The sequence below is a fragment of the Nocardia sp. NPDC046473 genome, from assembly GCF_040645995.1.
Taxonomy (GTDB): Bacteria; Actinomycetota; Actinomycetes; order Mycobacteriales; family Mycobacteriaceae; genus Nocardia.
This window is the reverse complement of record NZ_JBEYZJ010000012.1, coordinates 199668-222480: the sequence shown is the minus strand read 5'-3', so window position 1 is coordinate 222480 and position 22813 is coordinate 199668. Positions and strand designations below refer to the sequence as shown.

General features: G+C 66.4%; 23 protein-coding genes. 11 read left to right on the top strand and 12 right to left on the bottom strand.

Translation table 11 applies throughout. The features are described from left to right. Positions 1-507: 507 nt before the first annotated feature. Positions 508-1743: an exo-alpha-sialidase gene (locus ABZ942_RS38170; RefSeq protein WP_357390960.1), complete on the top strand. Its 1236-nt coding sequence runs from the start codon at positions 508-510 to the stop codon at positions 1741-1743. Between the two features lie 4 nt (positions 1744-1747). Here the strand turns inward: ABZ942_RS38170 and ABZ942_RS38165 are convergent, their stop codons facing one another. Then, the gene (locus ABZ942_RS38165) at positions 1748-2716 is read right to left on the bottom strand and encodes a G1 family glutamic endopeptidase (RefSeq protein ID WP_357390958.1); all 969 of its coding nucleotides are present in this window, start codon (positions 2714-2716) and stop codon (positions 1748-1750) included. A gap of 449 nt (positions 2717-3165) precedes the next feature. Here ABZ942_RS38165 and ABZ942_RS38160 point away from each other — a divergent pair, with 449 nt between their 5' ends. Further along, the gene (locus tag ABZ942_RS38160; RefSeq protein ID WP_357390956.1) at positions 3166-3624 is read left to right on the top strand and encodes a lytic transglycosylase domain-containing protein; all 459 of its coding nucleotides are present in this window, start codon (positions 3166-3168) and stop codon (positions 3622-3624) included. 3 nt (positions 3625-3627) lie between these two features. Here the strand turns inward: ABZ942_RS38160 and ABZ942_RS38155 are convergent, their stop codons facing one another. The 3 genes from ABZ942_RS38155 to ABZ942_RS38145 all read right to left on the bottom strand — a co-directional run bounded on the left by ABZ942_RS38155 (position 3628) and on the right by ABZ942_RS38145 (position 6867). Further along, positions 3628-4365 (bottom strand): RNA polymerase sigma factor SigF, encoded by a 738-nt coding sequence (locus ABZ942_RS38155; protein WP_357391178.1) that lies wholly within the window; start codon positions 4363-4365, stop codon positions 3628-3630. 274 nt (positions 4366-4639) lie between these two features. Further along, entirely contained in the window at positions 4640-5413 is a 774-nt protein-coding gene (locus tag ABZ942_RS38150) for an SDR family NAD(P)-dependent oxidoreductase (RefSeq protein ID WP_357390954.1), read from the bottom strand. Further along, entirely contained in the window at positions 5410-6867 is a 1458-nt protein-coding gene (locus tag ABZ942_RS38145; RefSeq protein ID WP_357390952.1) for a cytochrome P450, read from the bottom strand. The genes ABZ942_RS38150 and ABZ942_RS38145 overlap by 4 nt, the downstream gene beginning before the upstream one ends. A 154-nt stretch (positions 6868-7021) precedes the next feature. Here ABZ942_RS38145 and ABZ942_RS38140 point away from each other — a divergent pair, with 154 nt between their 5' ends. Further along, on the top strand, positions 7022-7651 hold the full coding sequence (locus tag ABZ942_RS38140) for a TetR/AcrR family transcriptional regulator (RefSeq protein WP_357390950.1): 630 nt from the start codon (positions 7022-7024) through the stop codon (positions 7649-7651). 27 nt (positions 7652-7678) lie between these two features. Here ABZ942_RS38140 and ABZ942_RS38135 read toward each other — a convergent pair whose 3' ends face one another. Both ABZ942_RS38135 and ABZ942_RS38130 read right to left on the bottom strand, forming a co-directional pair. After that, on the bottom strand, positions 7679-8485 hold the full coding sequence (locus ABZ942_RS38135; protein WP_357390948.1) for an alpha/beta hydrolase: 807 nt from the start codon (positions 8483-8485) through the stop codon (positions 7679-7681). A gap of 13 nt (positions 8486-8498) precedes the next feature. Continuing rightward, positions 8499-9110: a TetR family transcriptional regulator gene (locus ABZ942_RS38130; protein WP_357390946.1), complete on the bottom strand. Its 612-nt coding sequence runs from the start codon at positions 9108-9110 to the stop codon at positions 8499-8501. Between the two features lie 183 nt (positions 9111-9293). Here ABZ942_RS38130 and ABZ942_RS38125 point away from each other — a divergent pair, with 183 nt between their 5' ends. From ABZ942_RS38125 to ABZ942_RS38115, 3 genes are all read left to right on the top strand, one after another. Then, complete coding sequence (locus ABZ942_RS38125) at positions 9294-10163, top strand: nitronate monooxygenase (protein WP_357391176.1); 870 nt, start codon at positions 9294-9296, stop codon at positions 10161-10163. Positions 10164-10177: 14 nt separating this feature from the next. After that, positions 10178-11752 carry an AMP-binding protein gene (locus ABZ942_RS38120; protein ID WP_357390944.1) on the top strand — a complete coding sequence of 525 codons (1575 nt, stop codon included), beginning with the start codon at positions 10178-10180 and terminating at the stop codon, positions 11750-11752. A 66-nt stretch (positions 11753-11818) separates the two neighbouring features. Continuing rightward, a complete protein-coding gene (locus ABZ942_RS38115) occupies positions 11819-12292 on the top strand; it encodes a hypothetical protein (RefSeq protein WP_357390942.1) in 474 nt (157 codons plus the stop codon). Between the two features lie 19 nt (positions 12293-12311). Here the strand turns inward: ABZ942_RS38115 and ABZ942_RS38110 are convergent, their stop codons facing one another. From ABZ942_RS38110 to ABZ942_RS38095, 4 genes are all read right to left on the bottom strand, one after another. After that, entirely contained in the window at positions 12312-13913 is a 1602-nt protein-coding gene (locus ABZ942_RS38110) for a carboxylesterase/lipase family protein (protein ID WP_357390940.1), read from the bottom strand. A gap of 33 nt (positions 13914-13946) precedes the next feature. Next, a complete protein-coding gene (locus ABZ942_RS38105) occupies positions 13947-14813 on the bottom strand; it encodes a GntR family transcriptional regulator (RefSeq protein WP_357390938.1) in 867 nt (288 codons plus the stop codon). Positions 14814-14824: 11 nt separating this feature from the next. Then, complete coding sequence (locus ABZ942_RS38100; protein WP_357391174.1) at positions 14825-16396, bottom strand: NAD(P)/FAD-dependent oxidoreductase; 1572 nt, start codon at positions 16394-16396, stop codon at positions 14825-14827. 73 nt (positions 16397-16469) lie between these two features. Next, a complete protein-coding gene (locus ABZ942_RS38095) occupies positions 16470-17405 on the bottom strand; it encodes an SDR family NAD(P)-dependent oxidoreductase (protein WP_357390936.1) in 936 nt (311 codons plus the stop codon). A 163-nt stretch (positions 17406-17568) separates the two neighbouring features. On the opposite strand from ABZ942_RS38095, the gene ABZ942_RS38090 reads away from it, so the two are divergent. After that, positions 17569-18480: an SDR family NAD(P)-dependent oxidoreductase gene (locus ABZ942_RS38090; protein WP_357390935.1), complete on the top strand. Its 912-nt coding sequence runs from the start codon at positions 17569-17571 to the stop codon at positions 18478-18480. Positions 18481-18499: 19 nt separating this feature from the next. Here ABZ942_RS38090 and ABZ942_RS38085 read toward each other — a convergent pair whose 3' ends face one another. Further along, positions 18500-18913: a hypothetical protein gene (locus ABZ942_RS38085; RefSeq protein ID WP_357390933.1), complete on the bottom strand. Its 414-nt coding sequence runs from the start codon at positions 18911-18913 to the stop codon at positions 18500-18502. 353 nt (positions 18914-19266) lie between these two features. On the opposite strand from ABZ942_RS38085, the gene ABZ942_RS38080 reads away from it, so the two are divergent. The 4 genes from ABZ942_RS38080 (at position 19267) to ABZ942_RS38065 (ending at position 21926) form a co-directional block, all read left to right on the top strand. Further along, positions 19267-19911: a TetR/AcrR family transcriptional regulator gene (locus ABZ942_RS38080; RefSeq protein WP_357390931.1), complete on the top strand. Its 645-nt coding sequence runs from the start codon at positions 19267-19269 to the stop codon at positions 19909-19911. A 148-nt stretch (positions 19912-20059) separates the two neighbouring features. After that, positions 20060-20539: a VOC family protein gene (locus tag ABZ942_RS38075; protein WP_357390929.1), complete on the top strand. Its 480-nt coding sequence runs from the start codon at positions 20060-20062 to the stop codon at positions 20537-20539. An 83-nt stretch (positions 20540-20622) separates the two neighbouring features. After that, positions 20623-20982 carry an STAS domain-containing protein gene (locus ABZ942_RS38070; RefSeq protein WP_357390927.1) on the top strand — a complete coding sequence of 120 codons (360 nt, stop codon included), beginning with the start codon at positions 20623-20625 and terminating at the stop codon, positions 20980-20982. Continuing rightward, on the top strand, positions 20979-21926 hold the full coding sequence (locus ABZ942_RS38065) for a sensor histidine kinase (RefSeq protein WP_357390925.1): 948 nt from the start codon (positions 20979-20981) through the stop codon (positions 21924-21926). The genes ABZ942_RS38070 and ABZ942_RS38065 overlap by 4 nt, the downstream gene beginning before the upstream one ends. 42 nt (positions 21927-21968) lie before the next feature. Here ABZ942_RS38065 and ABZ942_RS38060 read toward each other — a convergent pair whose 3' ends face one another. Next, positions 21969-22751 (bottom strand): crotonase/enoyl-CoA hydratase family protein, encoded by a 783-nt coding sequence (locus tag ABZ942_RS38060; RefSeq protein WP_357391172.1) that lies wholly within the window; start codon positions 22749-22751, stop codon positions 21969-21971. Between the last annotated feature and the right edge of the window lie 62 nt (positions 22752-22813).

The window sequence follows — 22813 nt, the reverse complement described above, 5'->3', positions numbered from 1 at the left end:
GGGCGTCAGATATTTATAGCCGGGAATCGTGCGGCGGCAAGTCGCTGTACCGCAACGACATTCAGGCACGGCGATGCTGCGGTATTCGGAAGTCGCAACAGATTACGCGTGCCTCGAATCGCCGAATACGCCGAACACCTTGCGCGCGTTGGCATCAGCTTCGATGCGACACGCGGCTCCGGCATCGACGATCCGGTCACCGAATACGAAACCCGACCGAAGGCCCCCTCCAGCCCGACTGAGGCACCGAAGTGCCCCTTCGGTCAGTTGACCTTCAGCGTCTACCTCGACCGAGGGTGCCCTTTGGTTGGCTGGACGTGCTGAAGGGCGCCTTCGGTCGATATCGGGGCGACCATTTTGGACACGGCGCACGAGTTCGGGTCAGCTGGGGCTGGCCTGCGATTCGGTAAGGTTTTGACTGATCTCCGCTCGCCCGCATCAAGAACGTCGAGTTTCCAGCGTGAATTTCGCCAGGGCCATCGTTGTTTTGAAGTCGAGGGAGTGTCAGTGCGACGAGTCGGTGTGCTGCTGATCGTTATCGGTGTCGGCCTGGGCTGGTCATCGGCCGGGGCTGAGCCGGCGAAACCGGCCGACGCGTCGGCCCGCCAAGCGCTGTATCCCGAGAGCAGCTTCTATCCGCGGTTGATTCGCCTCGAACACAGTGGCACGGCCAACGGCACCATTGTGGCGAGCGTCAATACGTTGCAACAAACCGGCGCGATCATGGCAAGTATCGACGGCGGCAAGACCTTTCGGCAGCGCGGCGCCATTATCGATTCCGTTTCCAGGAAGGGCAGCCAGCTGTGCTGTTCCGCGCTGTTCGAACTGCCGACAGCGGTGGGCGATATGCCGGCGGGCACGCTGCTGTGGGCCGACACGGTGTTCTCCGACGTGCTCGATGTCGTGCTGCGCCACGTCGAACAACGACTATGGGCCAGCCGGGATCATGGCGCACAGTGGGAATTCGTGTCCAGCATCGCGACGTCGAACAGCCTGTTCAGCTTCACCGACTGGGGGCCGCTGCTACCGAGCGCGTGGGAGCCGAGCCTGTCGATGTCGGCGGACGGGCAACTCGTCGCCTTCTACTCCGACGAGACCGACAGCCGCGACCACAGCCAGAAATTGGTGCAGGTCCGCTCCCCCGACGGCGTGCACTGGGTGAACCAAACGGACACCGTGGTCAGCGACGTCAAATATGTGCGGCCCGGCATGGCCAACGCCATCCGATTGCCGGACGGCTCCTACTTCCTGAGCTACGAAATCTGCAACACCGACAAGGTGCACCAGTGCCTGGCCTATTTCCGGAGATCAACGGACGGCTGGAATTACGGCGATCCGCGGTTCCTCGGCACGATGGTGCGCACCGGCATCGACGGCAGCTATACCCAGCACGCGCCCTACCCGGCCTGGAGCCCAGGGCCAGGCCCCAATGGCACCATCCTGCTGTCCGGTCAGATGGTGTCGAGCGTGGACGGCACGGTGACGCCGAAAACCGGGCGGACCATCGTGGCCAACGACGCCATGGGCGAAGGCAATTGGTACGAGATGGCCGCACCGATCGTCATCGACGGCGTCACCGACGCGCCCTGCAAGAACTACAGTTCGGCGCTGTTGCCCGCGCCGGACGGAAAATCGGTCATCGAAGCCGCGACCGATCTGGACAGCAACGGAGTTTGCCGCGCCTATTACGCCTCGGGCCCACTGACCGGCCCGCCTCCGCCGCCCGCCGCCGCGGGCAAGTAGCGGTCTATTTGGCGATGGTGAAGCTGGTGCCGTCCTTGGTGATCGGCCCGGGGTGCAACTCACCGTTCGTGGCGCCGATCGAGTAACTCACCGGTTTGAAGGACGACAACGGCTTTCCGTCGACCTTCACATTGGTGAACACCACCGGGCTGAATCCCGGCAGCGCACTGTTGAGCTGACCTTCGACGATGACCTCCGCGGTCTGCGCGGGCGCGTCGGAATGCGCGACCGTGGTCCGCGTCCAATTCTGGGTCACGTTCGCGACCGTCATCGTGTATGTCCGGCCGTCGAAGTCGACCGAGGCCTGCATCTTGTCGCCGGGCGCCGACGTCACATCCGGGTAGATCACCGGGTTCGCCGGATACGCCTCCCACAACGCCATCCGATACGTCTGCTGCGCGCACATCGCCGCGCCGGGCGCCGAGCCGGTGCCGGTGCTGGCACACGCTCCGGCCGCGGCCTGACCCATTTGCGTGTTCACGCCCTCGGCGGCCCTGATCGCGTTACGGAACCACGCGGGATTATTGGCCACCGTCGCGCTCGCCAGGTTCACGATCGCCAGCCCGGGCAGCGACGCCAATGCGCCCGCGGCGCTCACGCAAATGGCCTCGGAGCCGGTCTGCATCAACGGCAAGGCCTGCTTTCCGTTGACCAGCGTCCCGTTCAAACCGACCCACGGCACCACGCGCTGAATCACGCCGGTGTCGGAGCATTGCACTTCCGGTTCGATCCATTCCGCGGAAATACTCTTGAAGTTCCCGGTGGCCACATACCCGGACCAGTTCGTGCCGCGAATGCGCGGCGGCGTCTGCTCCGTCTTCGCGCTCGGCGGCGCCGCATTCGGTGTCGCGCTCGACTCCGGCGCGCCATCCGCGTTCGCCAACGACGGCGAAGCCAGCACTGCCACGATCGCCCCCACCACCGACGCGGCGAGACGGTTTCGAATTCGCGTCCGACCCGGGGTAGTCATCATGAACAGGGACAATAGCTGAAAAGCATCACTGCCGCGCGCCGCCGCGCGGCAGTGTTTTCGCAGGTAGTCAACGGTTTCCGCGAACGCTGGAACTAGCTGACCTGCACCACTTGAAGATCGACAACTCCGGCGTGTCGTCCCCACCCCACCCGCATTTCGCGCCGCGACACGCCGTAAGCGCCGACCCGGCCGGATCCGCCCTCGGCGCGGCAAGCGCAGGAGAAGTCAGGGCTTGCTCGGCAATCACAATTCCACTTCGCGCAAGTCGATTGCACGCGGGTGGATTTCATACCCGAGCCGAACCAACGACTATACCCGCATGCGGGAATTCTATTCATTTGGCGGACACTCCGGAGCGGCTGCGCGGCAACGACCGTTACTAGTGATTTGCTGAATTAGCACTACCGGCTTCGAGATTCACCCGTGGATACGAAAGGACCGAATCGACGATGCGGTACTTCATTCCTACCCTCGCAGCAGCCGTCTGTGCCCTTTTCTTCTGTGCCGCTCCGGCCAACGCGGTCGCTACCGACTGCGCGGCGCCCGATGCGCCGCCGATTTGCGCGACGCCGTCGAGTACCTGGAAAACCCAGCCGGCCGGCTCGGTCCTCTCGATGCCGCGGGCCGCCGTCAGGGCGTTGGCGATGACACTTGTGCCGCCGCATCATTTCTGGGCGTTCGACAACATCATCACTCGGGAAAGCGGTTGGAATGTCTTCGCCGTCAATCCGGAAAGCGGCGCCTACGGCCTCGGCCAGGCGCTACCGCCGGAAAAAATGGGCACGCACGGGGCCGACTGGCCGTTCAACCCGGTGACGCAGATCCGCTGGACCTACGACTACATGAACAAGCGCTACGGCAGCCCCATCGGCGCCTGGGAATTCTGGCAAATACATCACTGGTACTGACGGTCAATCGCGTAAAGCCTTTTCGCGCAGCGCGTCCAGGGTCTTGGACAGGATGCGGGAGACATGCATCTGGGAGATGCCGAGGTGCTCGGCGATCTGGGTTTGTCGCTTGGCCTCGAAGAACCGCATGAACAGCACTTCCCGCTCACGCTCGGGCAGCGCGGCGATCAAGGGTTTCACCGCCAGGATGTCCTCGATGGTCCGGTAGTCCGGCATCTCGACACCTAGCGCGTCCAGCAATGACGCACCGACCCCCTCCCCCTCTGACGGTGCGTCGATCGACGAGGTCTGATAACCGTTGTGCGCGATCATCGCCTGTGTGACGTCCACGATGTCGACCCCGAGTTCCGCCGCGATCTCGCCCGCTTTCGGCATCCGGCCGAGTCGCTGGAACAGCACGTCGATCGCGGGACCGATGCTCAGCTGAATGTCCTTGAGCCGCCGCGGCACCCGCACCGCCCAGGTGTAGTCGCGGAAATGGCGGCGCACCTCGCCCATGATGGTCGGCACCGCGAAGGCGACGAAGGACGCGCCGTAGTCGGGGTCGTACCGGTCCACCGCGGCCACCATGCCCACCCGCGCCGTCTGCAGTAGGTCGTCGAAGTTCTCGCCACGTCCCGCGTACTTGCGGGCGATGTGCTCAGCCAGCGGCAGGCATTGGGTGATCAGGTCGGCCCGCAAGGTTATTCGGTGCGGGTCGTTCGGTGCCAGCGTGGCGAGCTGGGCGAACAGCGGCTCCAGCTGAATGTAGTCGTCGGAACTGCGATAGGTGCGGGGCGCTCGCGCGCGGGCCAGTGTCGACGTTTCGGTCACGGTGCTGCCTCGGATCCAGCTGAAGTCGACGATGGCCGGATCCGGACGGCAGCGGTGCCGAACGGATATGGCCGTGGTGGCCGGAACCAGCGCTCGAATCGGCCGTTCCTCGAGTACACGCCGTCCGGAGCGTTGTGTCAACAGTGTAGGTCTACACTATCTATCTACACGGTTAGCCGGGTGATCGCCGGCCGAGGTCAACTCACACGCGCGCGACCAAATCCACGATCGGACCGGGTAGCACCCGCATCACCTGATAGGCGAGCCGCACCTCGAAGCCCGAGGACACGAGCCCGCGATTGTGCGCGACGGCGGCGACCACCGACTTGGCGACTACGTCGGCATCGTGGCTGTATCCGAACGCCTTGGCGATCCAGTCCTGTTCGGCAATCGCACTACCGCGCAACCGACTTCGGGTATGAATGCCGGTGTTGATCACGCCGGGACAGATCACGCTCACGCCGACACCGCGCGCCGCCCAATCGGCCCGCAGGCACCGCGACAGCATGATCACCGCGGACTTCGAGGCACAGTAGGTCGCCATCCGCCGGTTCGGCAGATAGCCCGCGCCGGAGGCGATATTGACCACGTGTCCATGCCTGCGCGCCACCATCCCCGCGCCGAAGAGGTGACAGCAGTTGACGACACCGTCGAGATTGATCGAACGCAGCCAGGCCCAGTCGTCGAGCGTGGTCTCCAGGAACGGACCGCCGACGCCGACTCCCGCGTTGTTGACCAGGATGTCGACCGGGCCGATCTGTTCGGCAAGGTCGGCCACCGCGGCGGCATCGGCGACATCGCAGCTGTAGGCCGAGCCGTGGCAGACCGCCGCGGTCTCCTTCGCGGCGGACTCGTCGTTATCGACGGCGACGACGCTGGCGCCGAGGGAGGCATATCGGCGCGCGGTAGCCGCGCCGATCCCCCGGCCCGCGCCGGTGATCACGACCACCGCCCCACGCGGGTCGACGCGCGTCATGACTGCGCCGCGGCAGCGGTTTGTTCGGCCACCGGGCGTATTGCCCTGCGCCGAGCGATCATTCGCAGTCCGTCACGCGGCCGCAGCGTCAGCGTCGCCTCCGGTGCGACGGGATGACCTGGCACGAGGTCGAAGACGAACTTCTGACTCAGCATCGCCGTGATCAACACCGACTCCATCACCGCGAAACTCGAACCGATGCAGATCCGCTTGCCGCCGCCGAACGGCAGATACGCCGAGCGCGCGCGGTCGCGGCCCGCGCCGGGGAGGAACCGCGCGGGATCGAATTCCTCAGGGTTGGGCCACCATCGCGCGTCGTGGTGGATGTGGTGCGTCGGGATGACCACGGTGGTGCCCTTGCGAATGTGGTGTCCGTCGATCACATCGTCTTCGATCGCCACCCGCGGAATCGCCCACGCCGGTGAGAAATAGCGCATCGACTCCTGGAAACATGCTGCGGTCCAAGGCAATCGGGGCAGATCCGCCGCCGTCGGACGGCGACCCTGCAGCACGGTGTCGACCTCCGTCAGCAATCGCGTTCTGGCCTCAGGGTTCAGCGCGAGCAGATACCACATCCACGACAGGGCGTTCGCCGTGGTCTCATGTCCGGCCAGCATGAAGGTCAGCGCCTCGTTGCGGACGCGGCGCACCGGCAGCCCGCCTGCTTCGTCGGACGCGTTCAGCAGATGGTTGAGCAGATCAGGGCTGTCGGTCGGGTGCGCGCGCCGCTCGTTGACGACGTCCCACACCTCCTTGTCGAGGATCTGCGCGACCCGTTGAATGCGGCGAAACGGCGGCGGCAGCGGGATCGGCGTCAGCGCCACCGCGGCGGCCGCGCGCCAGACCCGCTTCGGCGGCGCGGCCACGATGAACAGCCGCTCCAGTCGCTCGGCGAACCGCAGTCCGTCGGTGACCAGGTGCGACATGCCCACCGCGATGCGCCCGAACTGCTGCCCGAACAGGGCATTGCCGACGACATTCAGGGTGAGCTCGACCATCTCGCCGACCATGTCGACCTCGACCCGCCCCTGCTGCGCGTCGATCCTGGCGACGCTGGCCTCGATCGGCTCGATCATCAGATCGATCAGCCCGTGCAGGTGCCGCTTCGCGAACATCGGCGTGATCATCGCCCGGTGGCGTTGCCAGGACTCGTCCTCGTCGGTGAACAGGCTGACCCCGAGTAGTGCGCGCAGCAGCTCGTACTCGAACGACTTGTGATACTTCAGCCGACCGGCGTGCAGCACGTGATCCACGTAGTCGGGGTTGGTGAAGGCGACGAAACGTCTTGTCCCGGCGCGGAATCGAAGGATGTCGTGGCCCTTCGTCCGGCCGATCATCCCGCCCTCGTAGTCCAGGCCGATGGTCAGGGCTTCGATGGTCGCGACGAGCGTGCTGGTGTGCCCGGCGGGTTTCGGCTGCGGCGCGGCGGCGCGGTCGGACGTGGTGGTAGCCATCGAGTCTCCTGTTCAGGCAGACGGCGGATCCGCGATGACCCGCGTCTCCGAGTCGAGCGGACCGAGGCCCCCCACCAGTTTGGTGTCACATGACACCACTGTCCGCGCGTGCCACCAGTTTGTAGTCGGCCGCCACGCTTGTCAATATGGAAACGTGGCACGAGCAGGCACCTGGGGCGGGCGCACCGCCGAGCAACGCCGCGCCGAGCGGCGCGAGCGCATGGTCGGCGCGGCCATCGACCTCTGGCGCGAACAGGGCTGGACCGCGGTGACGATGCGGGCCGTCTGCGCGGGCGCCTCGCTCAACGACCGCTACTTCTACGAGGAGTTCGCCGACCGCGACGGCTTGCTGGTCGCGGCCTGGGAGCAGGTGCGCGACGACATGCTGTCCCGGCTCACGGTCGCCTTCGCCGAGAACATCGATCGAACACCGCAGGAGATCGCGCGGATCGCGGCCGAGGTGGTGGTCAATCGAATGACCGAAGACCCCGACTACGCACGCATCCTGCTGATGCACCACGGCGGCAGCACCGCGCTCGAGCAGTGCCGAAGTTCGGCGCTGCAGCTGACCGCAGGACTGGTTGTCGCTGCGGCACAACCGTTTCTGCGGCCCGACGCCGACCAGATGGGCCTGCGCATGGACGCCATCGTCGGCGTCGGCGGCTTCGTCGAACTGATCAGCGCGTGGCAGGCGGGCGCCATCGACTGCGACGGGCAGGAGATCGTCGACCAAACCGTCCGGATTGCAACCACTTTCGGTGCACGGTATCTCACCGCAAGCTGAAAGTACCTGCGCTGGAGTCGACTCCGCTCAGCGTGCGGCGCTTGCCGTCCATTCAAGGATGGTGTTAGCGACCAGCGCCGGATCGTCGTACATGGGTACGTGCCCCACATCAGGCAGGGTCCGCCAGGTTGCCGACGGCGCCCACCGGCGCCACCCCTCGGCGTAGCGGTCGGCGGGGATCATCCGATCCCGGCCGCTCCAGGCGATGAGCACCGGGGTGTCGAGCGTGCCGTACGGCTCGTACTCGGTGGCGATGACCTGCGGCAGATAGTCCCTGATCGCCGTGCAGCGCAACGCGTTCCGGCTCGCGCGGACGGCCTGCCGCGCGCTGACCCGGTCGCCGTGCTCGCAGATGGTCCGCATCGCGGCGCGGCGCAGCGCGGGCGACCGCATGACCAGTGGCACGAGCGGATAGGCCAGGCGCATCTGCTTGCGCATCGACTGGAACAGCGCCGGAACTCGCGTCTCGTCGGTCCGCCAGGCGCCGGCCGGCGAGAGCGCGACCACGCTGCGGGCCCGGCCGCGGCGCGCCAGCTCCATCGCCAGCCAGCCACCCAGCGAGTTGCCCGCGATGTGCGCGGTGTCGAATCCCGCGTTGTCCATGGACTTTTCGACCGCGTCGGTGACGGCGCTGATCGTGTAGGGGCCCGCGAGGTCGGGCCTGCCGCCGTGGCCGGGCAGGTTCGGCGCGAAGACGTCGTGCTGCCCGCTGAGCAACGGAATGACCGATTCCCAGCAGTGCCACGAGCTGGTGCCGCCGTGCAGCAGCACCAGCGGCTCGCCGGTACCCACCCGATAGAACGGGTGCGCGGCGCGATCGGTTTTCGTCCTCATCGACGAGTCCTTTCTACGTCGGATCAGCGAGCGCGAGCCGCGCGAGTTGTCCGAGCGATCGAGCCGTCAGTTCCGGCGGCTCGACGGGTTGGATCATGTGACTGAACAGCAGCCGGACCAGGCTGTTGGTGAAGAACCGCAGGTCGATGTCGGTCCGGAGCAGGTGCGACCAGTGCTGATCGGCGTACGCGAGGCCGAGCAGCGTCGCCGCCTCGACGAACGGGCCGGACTGGGTGGTCACCATCAACAACATCTCGTCCGGGGTATCCGGGGCCGCGTTGAGAATGACCGTGGCCAGCGGGTCCTCGGCAATGGTGCGCAACACGAAGTCGGCGACGGCGGTGACCGCCGCGACCGGGTCGTCGTTGTGCTGCTCCAGCAGCGCCGTGGTGCCGGACAGGTACCGCTCGGTGTTGTGCCATGACATCGCCTCGAGCACACCGGCTTTCGAGCCGAACTCGTTGAAGACGGTCCGACGGCTCACGCCGGCCCGGTTCGCGATGTCGATCATCCGGACTGCGTTCCAGCCGGTGCTGCCCGCCAGTTCCAGCGCGGCGTCCAGCACGCGCTGCCGGGCGAGGGCGCGACTGGCCGCGCGCAGGGAGGTGGTCTCGGCGCTGTTCACGGTTGACATCCTCCCTTCCCGGCTTGGTTGACACCCAACCAGCCAACCTGGATAGTTGCACTCTGATGCTATCAGAGTGCACTTTGCGCACTATGGAGTCTTGAAGATGCAAATCGTGGAGGAACAGTGCCGTTACCCGCGGATTTGGCCGCTCGGCTGTCGCTACCGCTGATCGCCGCCCCGATGACCGGCGTGTCCGGCCCCGAGCTGGCCGCGGTGGCCTGCCGCAATGGCGTGATCGGCTCGTTTCCGACGCACAATGCGGCGACCGTCGAGGTGCTCGACGAGTGGCTGGCTCAGCTCGGCGCCGCCCTGTCCGGACACCCCGATGCCGCACCCCTCGCACCCAACCTTGTGGTGCACCGCACCAACCACCGCCTTGCGGGCGACGTGGACCGGCTCATCGCGCATGGTGTCGAGCTCGTGATCACCAGCGTCGGCTCGCCCGAGCCGGTCGTCGAACGGCTACACGCGGCAGGCTGCCTGGTGTTCGCCGATGTCGCGAGCCTCCGGCATGCCGAGCGTGCCCTGGCGGCGGGTGCCGACGGGCTGGTGCTGCTCACAGCAGGCGCGGGCGGACAGACCGGATCGGCGAATCCGTTCGCCTTCGTGCGCGCGGTCCGCGAACACTTCACCGGCCCGCTGGTGCTGGCAGGCGGGATCAGCGACGGGCACGCCCTGCTCGCCGCCGAAGCGCTCGGCGCGGACCTGGCCTACATGGGCACCGGCTTCATCGCCACCACCGAAAGCCTTGCGCCCGAGGACTATCAGGCCGCCGTGGTGGCCGCGTCCCTCGACGATGTCCGCCAGACCGAGCAGGTCGGCGGACTACCCGCCAACCTGCTCGCCGAATGGCTGGAAGCGCAACTCGCGCCGACGGTTTCGGCGGGCGACTTCCAGGCGGACCGGCTGATGAACGGCCGCACGGTGTGGAGCGCCGGACACAGCGTCTCGGGCGTGCACTACGTGTGCTCCGCCGCCGAAGTGATCGACCGGGTGCGCCTGCAATACCGCGCCGCCCGCAACCAAATGCTCGAAATCTCGTGCCGATGAAGGGAATACCAGCGATGACAGGACAGGACTCGATGTGGGGTCCGGTCACCCGGGTGCTCGATCGCGCGTGCACCTATTACGCCGACCGTGTCGCCGTGATAGCGGGCGACCGGTGGTTGACCTACGCGCAGCTGCGGTCGCTGTCGAACCGGGTCGGCAACGGGCTGCTCCGGCTCGGCGTCACCAAGGGTGAGCGGGTCGGGCTGTTGATGCCGAACACGTTGGAATACATCCCGACTCAGCACGGGATCTGGAAGTCGGGCGCGGTGCCCGTGCAGATGGCGGCGCGTGCCTCGACCGAGGACCACTGCTACTTCCTCACCGAGTCCGCGGCGACCACGCTGATCTACCACGAAGCGTTCGATGGCACCGTCGCCGAGCTCAGGGATCGGGTGCCCACGCTGCGCAGGCTGATCCGGCTGGGCGAGCAGCCGAATGCCGCTGCGGCGGACTATTACGAAACATTCTACACCGCAACAGATTCCGATCCGGAGATCGAGGTCTCCGAAGACGACGCCGCGCACGTGATGTTCACGTCGGGCTCGACCGGCACCCCGAAGGGCGTGCTGTTCACCCATGGCCAGATGAGCCACTACCTGATCACCGCGGGCCTGGAAATCGGCGATGCCCGGCCGGGCGAGGTGTTCGCGCACGGTGCGCCGCTGACCCACTTCACCCAGGTCTTCGTGCTGCCGACCTTCATGCGCGGCGGCACCAACGTGATCCTGCCCGGCTTGGACGTCGACACCTTGCTCGATGCCGTTGTGCGCCACCGGGTCACCGCGACGGCGGTCGTGCCCACCGTGATCTACCTGCTGCTCAATCACCCGAAACTCGCTGCGGCAGATCTGTCTTCGCTGCAGACGGTCGTCTACGCCGGTTCGCCGATGGCGCCGGACAAACTGCGGGCCGCGATCGAGGCACTCGGCGAGGTCTTCATTCAGACCTACGCGGGCACCGAACCGGGCTTCCTCACCTGCCTACGCAAGGAGGACCACCGGCTCGACACCCCAGCGGCACTGGCGCGGCTCAGCTCCGCGGGCCGACCGCTGTTCCACGTCGACATCTCCATCCAGGACGACGACGACAAGCACCTGCCCGTCGGTGAGGTCGGTGAAATCTGTGCCCGCCAGCCCGGCCGGATGTCCGGCTACCTCGATTCCGGCAAGGACACCGAGGCGCTGCGCGATCATTGGGTCCACTCCGGCGACGTCGGTTACGTCGACGCGGAGGGCTACGTGTTCCTCATCGACCGCAAGAAGGACCTCGTGGTGACCGGCGGGTTCAATGTCTTCCCACGCCAGATCGAAGACGTACTGGCCACCCACGCCGCCGTCGCGCATTCCGCCGTCATCGGCGTACCGCATGACAAATGGGGCGAAGCCGTACACGCCGTCGTGGTGCCCAAGCCTGGCCAGTCGGTCACCGCCGAGGAATTGATCGCGCTGGTCAAGGAACACAAGGGCAGCGTCTGGGCCCCGAAAACCCTCGACTTCGTCGAAGCCCTCCCGCTCAATCCGTCCGGCAAGGTCGACAAGAAGGCGCTGCGCGCGCCGTACTGGGCGGGTCAGGCTCGACAAGTCAACTGACACTGACGAATTGGATGTCCCTGATATGCCGTACAGCAGGGACATTCCACTTCTACTCTTGATCTCGTGCGCCGGCTTCTCCCGCTCTTGCTGTTATCCCTCGCCGCCTGCGGCGCCGAACCGGCCACGACCGCACCACCGCCGACGACCACCACGGCCGCCCCGTACGTCCGCACACCGCTGGACTGCAGCAAGCTGACGGTCACCGCGCTGACCGTCGAACCCGGCATCGGCTACATCTTCGGCACCCACGCCGAATGGCTGCCCAAGGGCCAGTACATCCGCATCCGGGTGGCAATCACCAACACCGACAACACCTTCCACACCACCCGGCCCACCGACTACCAACTCGACGACGCCGCCGACCACCCGCATCAAACCAGCGTCGACGCGATGGAGATCAAGCGCCAGCCGAACGAGATCACTATCGGCGCGGGCAACCGACTGGAAATGGACCTCTGGTACGACATCCCGCTCGACACCACCGCAAAGCTGCTGCGCGACAACACCTGCACCACCACCATCCCGCTCCCCGGCTGACGAGCGGGACCTCAGACCGTCAGGGGGTGGGGATGCCGGACCAGAGTTCGCAGTGGTGGTTCCGGGCGGCGTCGGTGGTGGTGATCTTCTCCGGATTGAGGACCAGGTCCTGGTCACCGGTGTGCCGTGGCCAGTCGGGCAGGCCGCGGGAGTTCGGGTCGCCGGTGCGGACGAAGGCGGACCAGTAGCGGATCATCTTGTCGGACAGGATCTTCTGGGCCGGTGTTGCCGGGGATGGGGTATTCGGGAGGTCGAACAGGTAGGGCAGTTCGAATGCGTGCGACGCACCGAGCGGGAACGGTGACGGCGAAGGTAAGCCGGGCAGCGGTGCCGCATTCTGGTCGGCGAATTCGTAGGCATAAACGGGCCCGGTGCGGACGAGGGATTTGCTCGCGTCGGCAATGGGGCACGCGAAGACGTGGTCCGTCATCACCGCCGACCAGGCGAGCACCGGTTCCGGGTAGGCGTTCAGCGGATACCGCGTGGCCACGGCGTCGGCATGCGGGCCGAACATCTGCAGCAGCGTCGGATACTCCTCGGCGGTGATCGTCCGGCCTGCCGCGAAGCTGGTGTACTCGTCGTGGTTCGCACCGATCAACACCGGCACTTTCGCGGCTTTACCCGACCGGAACGCGGTCAGCGGGTCTTCGGGCAGTAAGGGTTGGCCGAAGACCGGGCCGGGCAGACCGGTCCCGTCCGCTCCGGTGTACTGCAACGGCGTCGCGGCGAGTTTGTCGCCGGGGACGGCACGCAGGCACTGAGCGGTGGCGGCATCGGTGCCGGGGCAGCCGAGCGTCGTCGCGTACTGCTCGCTCTTGTCGACCGCGGTCTGCCGGTCTATCTGCAATTCGCAGGGCCCACTTTCCAGAATCGCGCCCTGGAACAGCCGTTCCGACCGGGGCGATGCCAGATGATCGCAGACCGATATCGCGCCTGCCGACTCACCGGCAATGGTCACCTTGGCCGGATCTCCGCCGAACGCGGCGATATTGTCATGCACCCACTGCAGCGCCGCCTGCTGATCCATCAGCCCGAAATTGCCGACCTGACCGTCCTTGTGCGCCAGCCCCGGATGTCCGAGGAAACCCAGCGCGCCCAGCCGGTAGTTGATCGTGACGACCACCATGTCACCGGTGCGCACCAGCCGCGACGGGTCGTACTCGGCGCCGTTGCCGAAGACAAAGGCGCCGCCGTGGATCCACACCAGTACCGGCCGCTGCCGCGCGGGTGTGTCACGTGGCGTCGACACATTCAGGAACAAGCAGTCCTCGCTGCCCGCGAGCACGCCGGTCAGTTGGGTCTGCAGGCATGGGGAGCCCGGCTTGGTCGCATCCCGTTCCTGGGACCAGATGGCCGGTGCCGCAGGCGGTTCCCACCGCAACTCCCCGGTCGGTGGTGCCGCGTACGGAATTCCGGAAAACGACCGCATGTCCCCCGTGAGCTGCCCGCGCACCGGACCGGACCGGGTCTGCACCACCAACGGATCGGTCGACGGCTGCTGATCATCGCCGCACGCGGTGACGACGCTGAACACCGCCGCCATCGCGGCGACCAGCACCGCGACCCGCAATCCGCGCCGTCGCACACGCCACCGAAGCTTGTCGGAGCGGTAAGCGTTCATCGCGGAACCTCTCTGTCGGGGCACGGTCAGCGCTCACCGGGCGGGATCGGCAACCGGTTTCGCACCGATGAGCTCAGTGAAAGTCTGCACGACTTGGTCGTGGTATTCGCGAACCAACGTATCGATCATGCCGATTTCGGAGAGATCCATGTCAACGTTCGACTCCCAGACCTCCAGGAGTTTGCGGCAGAGCACGACGTGGCCCGCGGGCTCCACCGGATCATAAAAGGCCTGTCCCGCTTCGGGAATGGAGATCAGCATCTCGCCGACGGTGTTGAACAGGCTCAGGAATCCCGGCTTGCCGAGCGCGGCGAACATGCAGCGCAGCATGTGCAGCTCGGCGGCCATGATGTCGGTCAGCTCGGTTTTGTCGTCACCGACCAGCAATTCGAGGCGGTCGAGCGCCTGCACCGCCCGCGACATGTCGTAGCGGCGCGGCTCGGCGGCGACCGCCCGGATGGCGTGCATGACCAGCATGTGGTCGACGTCGATGACGTCGGCGAAGATCGTGGCGGCCCGGTCGGGCACCCGATGGGCGAACCGGAACAGAAACCGCCACGTATCGATGCCGCCGTAGAGCTGGATGTCGCGCACGAGATAGCCGAGACCGCGGCGCGCCTCGACGAAGCCGAGCGCGGCGAGCCTGCCGAGGGCGCTGTTCGCGGTCGGCGTGCTGACGCTGAACTCGGCGGCGACCTGGCGCACCGACGGCAGCAGTTCACCGGGCTGGTAGCTGCCTGCCGCGATGCGATAGGCGAGCTGCTCGGTGATGTCGTCGACGACCGTTGGTGTTGCCACGCCGGGATTCTTCCAGGCTTCCGGTCGAGGCTGCGCCACCTCGGCGGCCGCGGCAGAGCGGCCGGGCAGCGGCGCGCCGCCCGCCCAGCTCGTCGTGGTCACCGGCGCAACTCCTATGCCCCCGAAGCGAGTTCGCCGGCAACCCGGTCGGTGGCGACCTGCGGCGTCTCGAAGCGATAGTCGTCGAGCGGGAACTTGCGATTGCCCCGACTGGCCTCGAAGAAGCCAGACGGACGCAGATAGGTGCTGTCCCCCTGGGAGTTCCGGTAGTAGGTCGGCACGTGCCCGTTGAGTTCGTTGAAGTAGAACCGCACCGCCTCGGCGCGCTGCAGGGTCCTGCGGTGGTAGGCGTCGTGCGCGTCTTGGCGCACCTCCACCGTGGTCGCGCCGCGGCGGATACCTTCCTTGATGGCGCGCACGGCGTGGTCGGCGGTCATCTCGACGAAGGCATGCCAGCCACTGCCCGTCCACGAGTACGGCCCGACCAACGTCCACCGGTTGGGCAGGCTCGGCACCGAAACACTCTGGTAGGCCTGCATGCCGTGCTCGGTGTAGAACTTGCCGAGATCGAATCCGTTGCGCCCCACGATGGTTCCCGGCCGGTAGGTCTCCGGATCGGAGAACACCTCGTAACCCGTTGCGAGCACGATCATGTCGAACTCGTGCTCGACGCCGTCGCGGGTCTTGATGCCGCGCGGGGTGATCTTCTCGATCGGGTCGGTGGTCAGCGTGACGTTGTCGCGGTTGAACGCCTGGAGGTAACCGTTGGACATGGTCGGGCGCTTGGCGACGACACCGAAGTTCGGCGCGAGCTGCGCCTGGGTGGCCGGGTCGTCGATGATCATCTTCAGGTATCGGCGGTAGGCGGCGATGGTCCACCGGTCGAAGGCGGTGACAGTCGGGCGCACCACCCGCATCGGCGCCGCGACGGCGGCCCGCAGCACGAGGTCGGCTAGGACGAGAACACCGCCGTGCACCGCTGCCTGCAACCCTGGCACGCCCAGAATGCGCTTGCCCACGGTGGGCATCGCGAAGTCCGGCTTGGGCAGCGACCACACCGGAGTGCGCTGGAAGACACCGAGTTCGGCGACCTCGGGCGCGATGGACGGAATGATCTGCACGGCACTCGCGCCGGTGCCGATGATGCCGACCTTCTTACCGGCGTGGTCGTAGTCGTGGTCCCAGTTGGACGGGCGTTGGATCTTGCCCTTGAACGACTTCCAGCCCGCGATGCCCGGATCTTCCTTGGGCCGAACGAAGGCGCCGACCGCACTGATCAAAAACCGCGCGGTAATGGTCTTTCCGTCGTCGGTGTGCAGTGTCCAGTAGTGGTTCGTGTCGTCCCACTCTTCGCGCAGGACGTTCGTGTTGAAACGCACATGTGGATACAGCCCGAACTTGCGGGCCACGTCCATGTGGTACCGCTTGACCTCGGCACCGTACGGAAACACCCGGCTCCACCCGGAGTTGCGGGCAAACGAGTACTGATAGGCGATGGCCGGAATGTCCACGCCGAGACCGGGATAGGTGTTTTCCTGCCAGCTGCCGCCGACCTCATCGGCTCGCTCGATGATGACGAAGTCGCCGACCCCGGCCTGCTTCAGTTTCACGCCGGCTGCGAGTCCGCCCGGCCCGGCGCCGATTACCGCGACCTGATGATCGGGCGTGCTCGTCTCGTTGGACAGAGGAGTCGAAAAGCTCACGGTCGTTGTCTTTCTCGTGACGGGTTGCTGGAAGAAATCGCGCCCGGGATATTCATCATCCCCGGTCCGCCGGATTGTCGACACCGTGGTCAGCGCGGAACGGCACCCGATCGGCGAGGCGGTCGAGCCGATCGAGCAGGCCGTTGTCCTCGACGGCGGCGTGGATGTCGGGTTTGGCCGCCGCGGTCATCAGTGCCCGGACCGGTCCGGGGAACCAGCGCGCGAGCGGGTAGGAGATCCGGGCCTCCAGGCGGATGGGCTCGACGGCGACATTGCGCCGGATGGCCCGCACGATGATGCGGCCCGCCTTGTCCGGGTGCATGCCGAGCAGTGCTTGCCCTTTGAGCATCGTCTTGCGGGTGGTCGAGGAGCGCGCCTCGTCCAGCACCGACGACATGCGGGCCGTCGCCGAGAGATTGGTGGCGATCAGGCCGGGACAGACTGCGGTGACACCGATCTGATGGGTCGCCAGTTCGGCCCGCAGGCATTCGCTGAAGTGCTTCACCGCGTACTTGCTGATGCTGTACGGCGCGGTGTACGGGGCGGCGGCGAAGGCCGCCATGGAGGCGATGTTCACCAGGTGTCCGCCGCGGCCGCGTTCGACCATCTGCGCGCCGAAGATGCGGCAGCCGTGGATCATTGCCATCAGGTTGATGTCGATGATGCGCCGCAGGTCCGCCATCGGGACATCCAGGAACGGCCCGCCGACGAGGATGCCCGCGTTGTTGACCACCACGTCGGGCACCCCGTAGGTGCTGCGGATCTCCTTGCCGAAATCCTCGAGTGCGGCGGTGTCGGCGACGTCGAGCCGATACGCCACGGCAAGACCACCGAGTCGGCGGATCTCCGCGACGGCTTCCTGCGCGGAGTCCAGATTGATATCGGCGACAACGACTTCCGCGCCGACGTCGGCCAGTGCCTTGGCGGTGCCGCGGCCGATACCGCTGCCCGCGCCGGTGACCACCGCGATGCTCGGATAGAAGGGTTTCATGTTCGTCCTCGATTCGACGTGGTGTCGTGTGACGCGGGTGCGGCGGGTCGGCAAGCACGTCTCCTGCTGCCCGGCCGCTTTGCCGTTGTCCGCACTGTGTAACACAGTGTAGATTGTCTGGGACACTAGCACGAGGGCGTGCTGATCGGAACCGAGGTATGAGATGACCGAGTTCGACGACAAGCTGGTGATCGTGACCGGCGCGGGCAGCGGCATCGGCCGGGCCACCGCCATTCGATTCGCGAAATACGGTGCCCGAGTGGTGGTCAGCGATCTGAACAAAGACACCGCACAGGACACGGTCGCCACCATCGAAGCGGCAGGCGGGCACGCCCACCCCTACCCGGTCGACGTCTCAGACGATTCGGCGATGACCGACTTCGCCGCCGCGGTCTACGACGAACACGGTGCGCCGAACGTGGTAGTCAACAACGCGGGCTACACCACGGCCGGACCGTTTCTCGGGCACAGCGTCGCGGACTGGGACCGGATCATGGGCGTGAACTTCTGGGGAGTTGTGCACGGCAGCAAGCTGTTCGGGCGTCAGATGATCGACGCGGGGCGCGGCGGGCGGATCCTGAACGTGACCTCACCCGCGGCGGTACTGCCGATTCCACTCAGCACCGCCTATTGCACCAGCAAGGCCGCCGCGCAGATGCTCACCGAGTGCCTGCGGCTCGAGTTCGCCGGCACCGGTGTCGGCGTCACCGCGGTGCTGCCCGCGTTCATCAACACCGGGTTCTATCCCAACGCGCAACTCGTCGGCCTCGACGAGAAGCAGGGCATTCGCGGCAGGAACATCTCGGTGCTCGCCGCCGGACTGGTGGCGCGCAGCCCGGAAACGGTGGCGCGCAATATTGTTCGGATCGCCGAGCGCAATCCCGCGATCGCACCGACCCCGTTCGAGGCGCGACTCGCATGCACGGCGGGCCGGGTGTCACCCGGCGGCGCGCGCCTGGCCGCCCGGTTCATGGACATCGAGGGACTGCTCGGCACCGCCGAACGTTTTGTCCCCGATGCGATTCTGCGACGACTCGATGCCGCGGCCGCCCGCGCGGTAGCCGCGCACGACTGAATTCGACTGACCCTGATCCTCAGGAGCCACTGCCGGTGGACGGGCGCGAGCGACGCCACTCGCAGGCGGCGTGGTCGGCGTCGGGGCGGTCCGCGCCGTTTCGGGCACAGCCCTGCGCCGTGTAGCCGTTCCGATCGTAGCCGAACCTGTCATAGCCGGATCGGTTGTAACCGAAGCGGTTGTAGCCGAACCTGTCGTAACCGAACACGTCGAAGCCATCCGGTCCGTATTGCGAGTCGTTGAGACCGCCCGGTTGGTGGCCAGAGTGCGGGCCGGTGTTGAGGGTGCCATCCGGGTTGGTGCAGCCGATGTCGGTGGGCAGGCGACACGGCACCGCGGATGCCGTCGGGATGAGCACCGCGGCGGGCGCCAGTGCCAGGGTCGCGGCGACCACGGTCCGCACCATCACCCGCCGGGCCCTGCCGGTACTCACGCTGTTCAATGACACCATCGACCTCTTGTTCACCGGGAACGCGCACACCGCGTTCGGATTCGAGACAAACCCTTCCCGCCGGAAGCTTTTCCGGTCGCGGCAAGGTGTCTAATGCATTGGCTTGCAGCGGTTTTCAGCCAGCAACCGCCATAAACCCAATTTATCCGAAACGAATCTGTTTCCGCCTCAGGGGAATCCCCCATTTCGCCGTCCATCGTGGGACGTACCCTTCCGGTGGATCGCACGGCCGGGCAACCCGTCGGCCACGTTCCACAACTCGACTCGCACGCCGTTTCGCCTCCACCTCGGTTATTACGTCCGATCGGTCGGACTTATTGCGATAGGATGTCGATATGACGAACAGGCACCCCGCCGACGGGCGCCGAGCACGCGGCGACCGATCCAGAACCGCCGTACTGGACGCGGTGGTCTCGATGGCCTCCGTCGCCGGGCTCGGCGCGCTGAGCATGGGACAGGTCGCCGCCGAGGCAGGTGTGAGCAAGTCCGGCCTGTTCTCGCTGTGGCGCGACAAGGAAGAGCTGCAATTAGCGGCCATCGAACGCGCCCGAGCACAGTGGGCGGAACTGGTCGTCGCGCCCGCCCTCAAAGCCCCGGCGGGCGTGCGCCAACTCTGGGCGCTGCACGAATCACGCCTGACGTTCTACACCGATCTGGTGCTGCCCGGCGGCTGCTTCTTCGTGGCCATCCAGCACGAATTCGATGACCGGCCAGGGCCGGTGCACGACCTCCTCGTCACGCAGGCCCAGGAATGGGATGCGTTCGTGCACTCCATCATTCGCACCGCACTCGACAGCGGGGAGCTGCGGCCGGACACCGACCCCGGCGTCCTCTCCTTCGAACTCGACGCACTGGGCTACGCCGCGGTCACCCGCGCCCGGCTGCTGGATCGCGACGCCGCGTTCGCCCAGGCCCGCGCCGCCATGCTGGGGCGACTGCGGGCGTACTGCACCGATCCGTCGATCCTGCCCGAGTCATAAACTTTACGACCGATCGTTCTTATTGTAGGCTGACGTTCGTGCACAGCGGATATCGGTCGGCGGCAGCGTCGGCGGGGGCAACTCAAGGGAGACCCACTGTCATCGCGTAGCCGGCGAGCGGCGCGGTGACCATCGAAAGGAACCGCACATGCCCACCATGCAGCCCGCATATCACATCGGAATCGTCGTGGCCGACCTCGACAAGGCCATGGCCGAGCTGGGCAAGATCGGCCTGGAGTGGCACGCACCCACCAGGAACGACAGCGACGTGTTCAGTAACGGCGAAACCACCCACGTCCAGCCCTGGATGACCTACTCCAAGCAGGGACCGCCCTACCTGGAACTGCTCGAACAAATGCCGGGCACCATCTGGTCCGAGCCAGGCTTGCACCACCTCGGCATCTGGGCCGACGACGTACCCGCGGAGTCGAAGCGGCTCACCGCCGAGGGCCTGCCGCTGCTGATCTCGTCCCACGACAACACCACCGACTCCCCCTCCTGCTACCACCAGACCTCCGACGGCGTCCGGCTGGAACTGATGGACATCGGTCGCGTCGGCCCCGGCCTGGCGCTCTATCTGAGCGGCGCCGCCGACGACTATCTCAACAGTCTGCGGACACCCGGATAGCCGCCTGATCGATCCGGCTCGGTGAGAGCGTATCTTGCATAGGTAGTTTCCCTGCCGCGACGGGCAGAAGGGGTGGTGCGAGGGTGCAGGCCGAGCCAGCGAGACCCGCCGATCGGGTTCCCGCTATTTCGCCGGATTCGACCAGGCTGCGGACGTTTTCGACCAGCAGACCGCCTGGCCTACGCTGCGTCGGTCAGATCGATCTCTCGACGCATGACGCGTGGGAGACCGCCCTGGCCGAGCTACCCGGCACCCCCGACATCCACTTGGAATTGTCCGAGCTGACCTTCATCGACACGCACGGCACGCTGATACTGGTGGAAGCCACACATCAAGCGGCGCAGGGCCGCCGAGTCGTGCTGCACAACCCGCCCGAGACGCTGGTCCGCATACTGGAGCTGTTCTGGCCGTCGCTCCCGACAATCGAGGTAGACCGCCCATGACCGCCACCGCCGCCGGACCACTCGAAGCCGATCCCTTCGTGCATCCGGCACTGTTCTACCGCGACACCGAGGAGTACCTGGCGGGCACCGTCGGGTTCATCCGGGAAGGATTGGCCAACAACGAACCTGTGGCGGTGTCGGTCCCCGGACCGAACCTGGAATTGATTCGCGCCGAACTCGGCCCCGACGCCGACGCGGTCAAGCTGATGGACATGACCGTCGAAGGGCGCAACCCCGGCCGGATCATTCCCGGTGTGCTGCGTGCGTTCGCCGACACCTATCCGACCGGTCGGGTGCGGATCATCGGCGAACCCATCTGGGCCGGGCGCTCCGCGACGGAATATCCGGCGTGCGTCCAGCACGAGGCGCTGATCAATGCCGCGTTCACCGGTCGCGAAGTCACCATCCTGTGCCCCTACGACACCGAACGCCTGGACCCGACCGTGCTGGTCGACGCGCACGCGACGCACCCGACCCTGATCGACCGCAGCGGCGAACGCCCCAGTGGCGCATACGATCCCGACCGCATCGTCGCCTCGTACAACAAACCGCTGTCCCCGCCGCCCGCGATCGCTTCCGTCTTCGCCTTCGATGCCACCTCGCTCACCGAAACCCGGCACCGGGCGGGCGAATACGCCCGCCAGGCGGGCATGGTCGAGGACCGCATCATCGATCTGGAACTGGTCATCGCCGAAACCATCACCAACTCGGTGGTACACGGCGGCGGCAGCGGCACCCTGGCCCTCTGGATCGACGGTAGGCAACTGCGCGCCCAGGTCCGCGACGCAGGCCACATCACCAACCCACTGGCCGGCCGGGTACCACCACAACCATTCCAATTCGGTGGCCGCGGCCTGCTTCTCGTCAACCACCTCACCGACCTGGTCCGCATCCACACCGGCGTACACGGCACCACCATCCAGATGGATATGCGCCTGTCCTGAGCGGCAGAATTCCGTGTGGCAGCCGAAAAGCCTTACGGTGCGTCACTTTCCGGTGAAGTTCGCCTTCCGGCGCTCAATGAACGACTGGATGCCCTCCGCGCCGTCGGCCGTTGCGAACAGCTTGGTGACGTCGTCGACCAGGTGTTCGGCGGCGGCGGCGTTGCCTTCGTCGCGGGCCCGGTGGGCGGAGGCGAGGATGGTGCGGACGCCCAATGGGGCTGAGTCCTCGGCGATTTCGGTGGCGAGGGTGCGTGCGGCGGCGAGGGCCGATGCGGCGTCGGGGGCGATCTGCTGGATCAGGCCGATGCGGTGGGCCTCGGCGGCGTCGAATTCGGCGCCGGTGAGGACCCAGCGCATGGCGTTGCCCCAGCCCGCTTCACGCCAAAACCGCAGTGTCGCACCGCCGAACGGGTAGATGCCGCGCCGAACCTCCAGCTGACTGAACCGGGTGCCCTCGGCGGCGATCCGGATGTCGGCGGCCAGCAGCAGTTCGATGCCGAGCGTCATGCACCAACCCTGCGCCACCGCGATCACCGGCTTGGTCCAGTTGTAGTTCAGCCGCCACGGATCCAGACCGTCCTCGGGCAGGCTGATCGCGCCCGTCGCCAGCGCTGGCGCGACGTCGACCAGATCGAGGCCCGCGGTGAAATGGTCGCCGTGCCCGTACAGGACACCGGCACGAAGCTCGTCGTCGTGCTCGAGCAGGGCGTACGCGCGGGACAGGTCGGCGAGCATGTCGAGGGTGAAGGCGTTGCGCTTGTCCGGGCGGTTGAGTCCGATGAGCAGGACATGTCCGTCGCGTTCGACGGTAACGGTGTCGGCCATGAGCTCAGTCAACAACAGGAGTATTGATTATGCAATAGTCCATAATCAATGTCCGGTCGGCC

Excerpts from the sequence above, each read along its gene's own strand:
- ABZ942_RS38075 (WP_357390929.1), top strand. The coding sequence starts at position 20,060 with ATGCCCACCATGCAGCCCGCATATCACATCGGAATCGTCGTGGCCGAC.
- ABZ942_RS38110 (WP_357390940.1), bottom strand. The coding sequence starts at position 13,913 with ATGAACGCTTACCGCTCCGACAAGCTTCGGTGGCGTGTGCGACGGCGC.
- ABZ942_RS38095 (WP_357390936.1), bottom strand. The coding sequence starts at position 17,405 with ATGAAACCCTTCTATCCGAGCATCGCGGTGGTCACCGGCGCGGGCAGC.
- ABZ942_RS38065 (WP_357390925.1), top strand. The coding sequence starts at position 20,979 with ATGACCGCCACCGCCGCCGGACCACTCGAAGCCGATCCCTTCGTGCAT.
- ABZ942_RS38120 (WP_357390944.1), top strand. The coding sequence starts at position 10,178 with ATGACAGGACAGGACTCGATGTGGGGTCCGGTCACCCGGGTGCTCGAT.
- ABZ942_RS38160 (WP_357390956.1), top strand. The coding sequence starts at position 3,166 with ATGCGGTACTTCATTCCTACCCTCGCAGCAGCCGTCTGTGCCCTTTTC.
- ABZ942_RS38060 (WP_357391172.1), bottom strand. The coding sequence starts at position 22,751 with ATGGCCGACACCGTTACCGTCGAACGCGACGGACATGTCCTGCTCATC.
- ABZ942_RS38080 (WP_357390931.1), top strand. The coding sequence starts at position 19,267 with ATGACGAACAGGCACCCCGCCGACGGGCGCCGAGCACGCGGCGACCGA.
- ABZ942_RS38145 (WP_357390952.1), bottom strand. The coding sequence starts at position 6,867 with ATGGCTACCACCACGTCCGACCGCGCCGCCGCGCCGCAGCCGAAACCC.
- ABZ942_RS38090 (WP_357390935.1), top strand. The coding sequence starts at position 17,569 with ATGACCGAGTTCGACGACAAGCTGGTGATCGTGACCGGCGCGGGCAGC.
- ABZ942_RS38150 (WP_357390954.1), bottom strand. The coding sequence starts at position 5,413 with ATGACGCGCGTCGACCCGCGTGGGGCGGTGGTCGTGATCACCGGCGCG.
- ABZ942_RS38125 (WP_357391176.1), top strand. The coding sequence starts at position 9,294 with ATGACCGGCGTGTCCGGCCCCGAGCTGGCCGCGGTGGCCTGCCGCAAT.
- ABZ942_RS38135 (WP_357390948.1), bottom strand. The coding sequence starts at position 8,485 with ATGAGGACGAAAACCGATCGCGCCGCGCACCCGTTCTATCGGGTGGGT.
- ABZ942_RS38165 (WP_357390958.1), bottom strand. The coding sequence starts at position 2,716 with ATGATGACTACCCCGGGTCGGACGCGAATTCGAAACCGTCTCGCCGCG.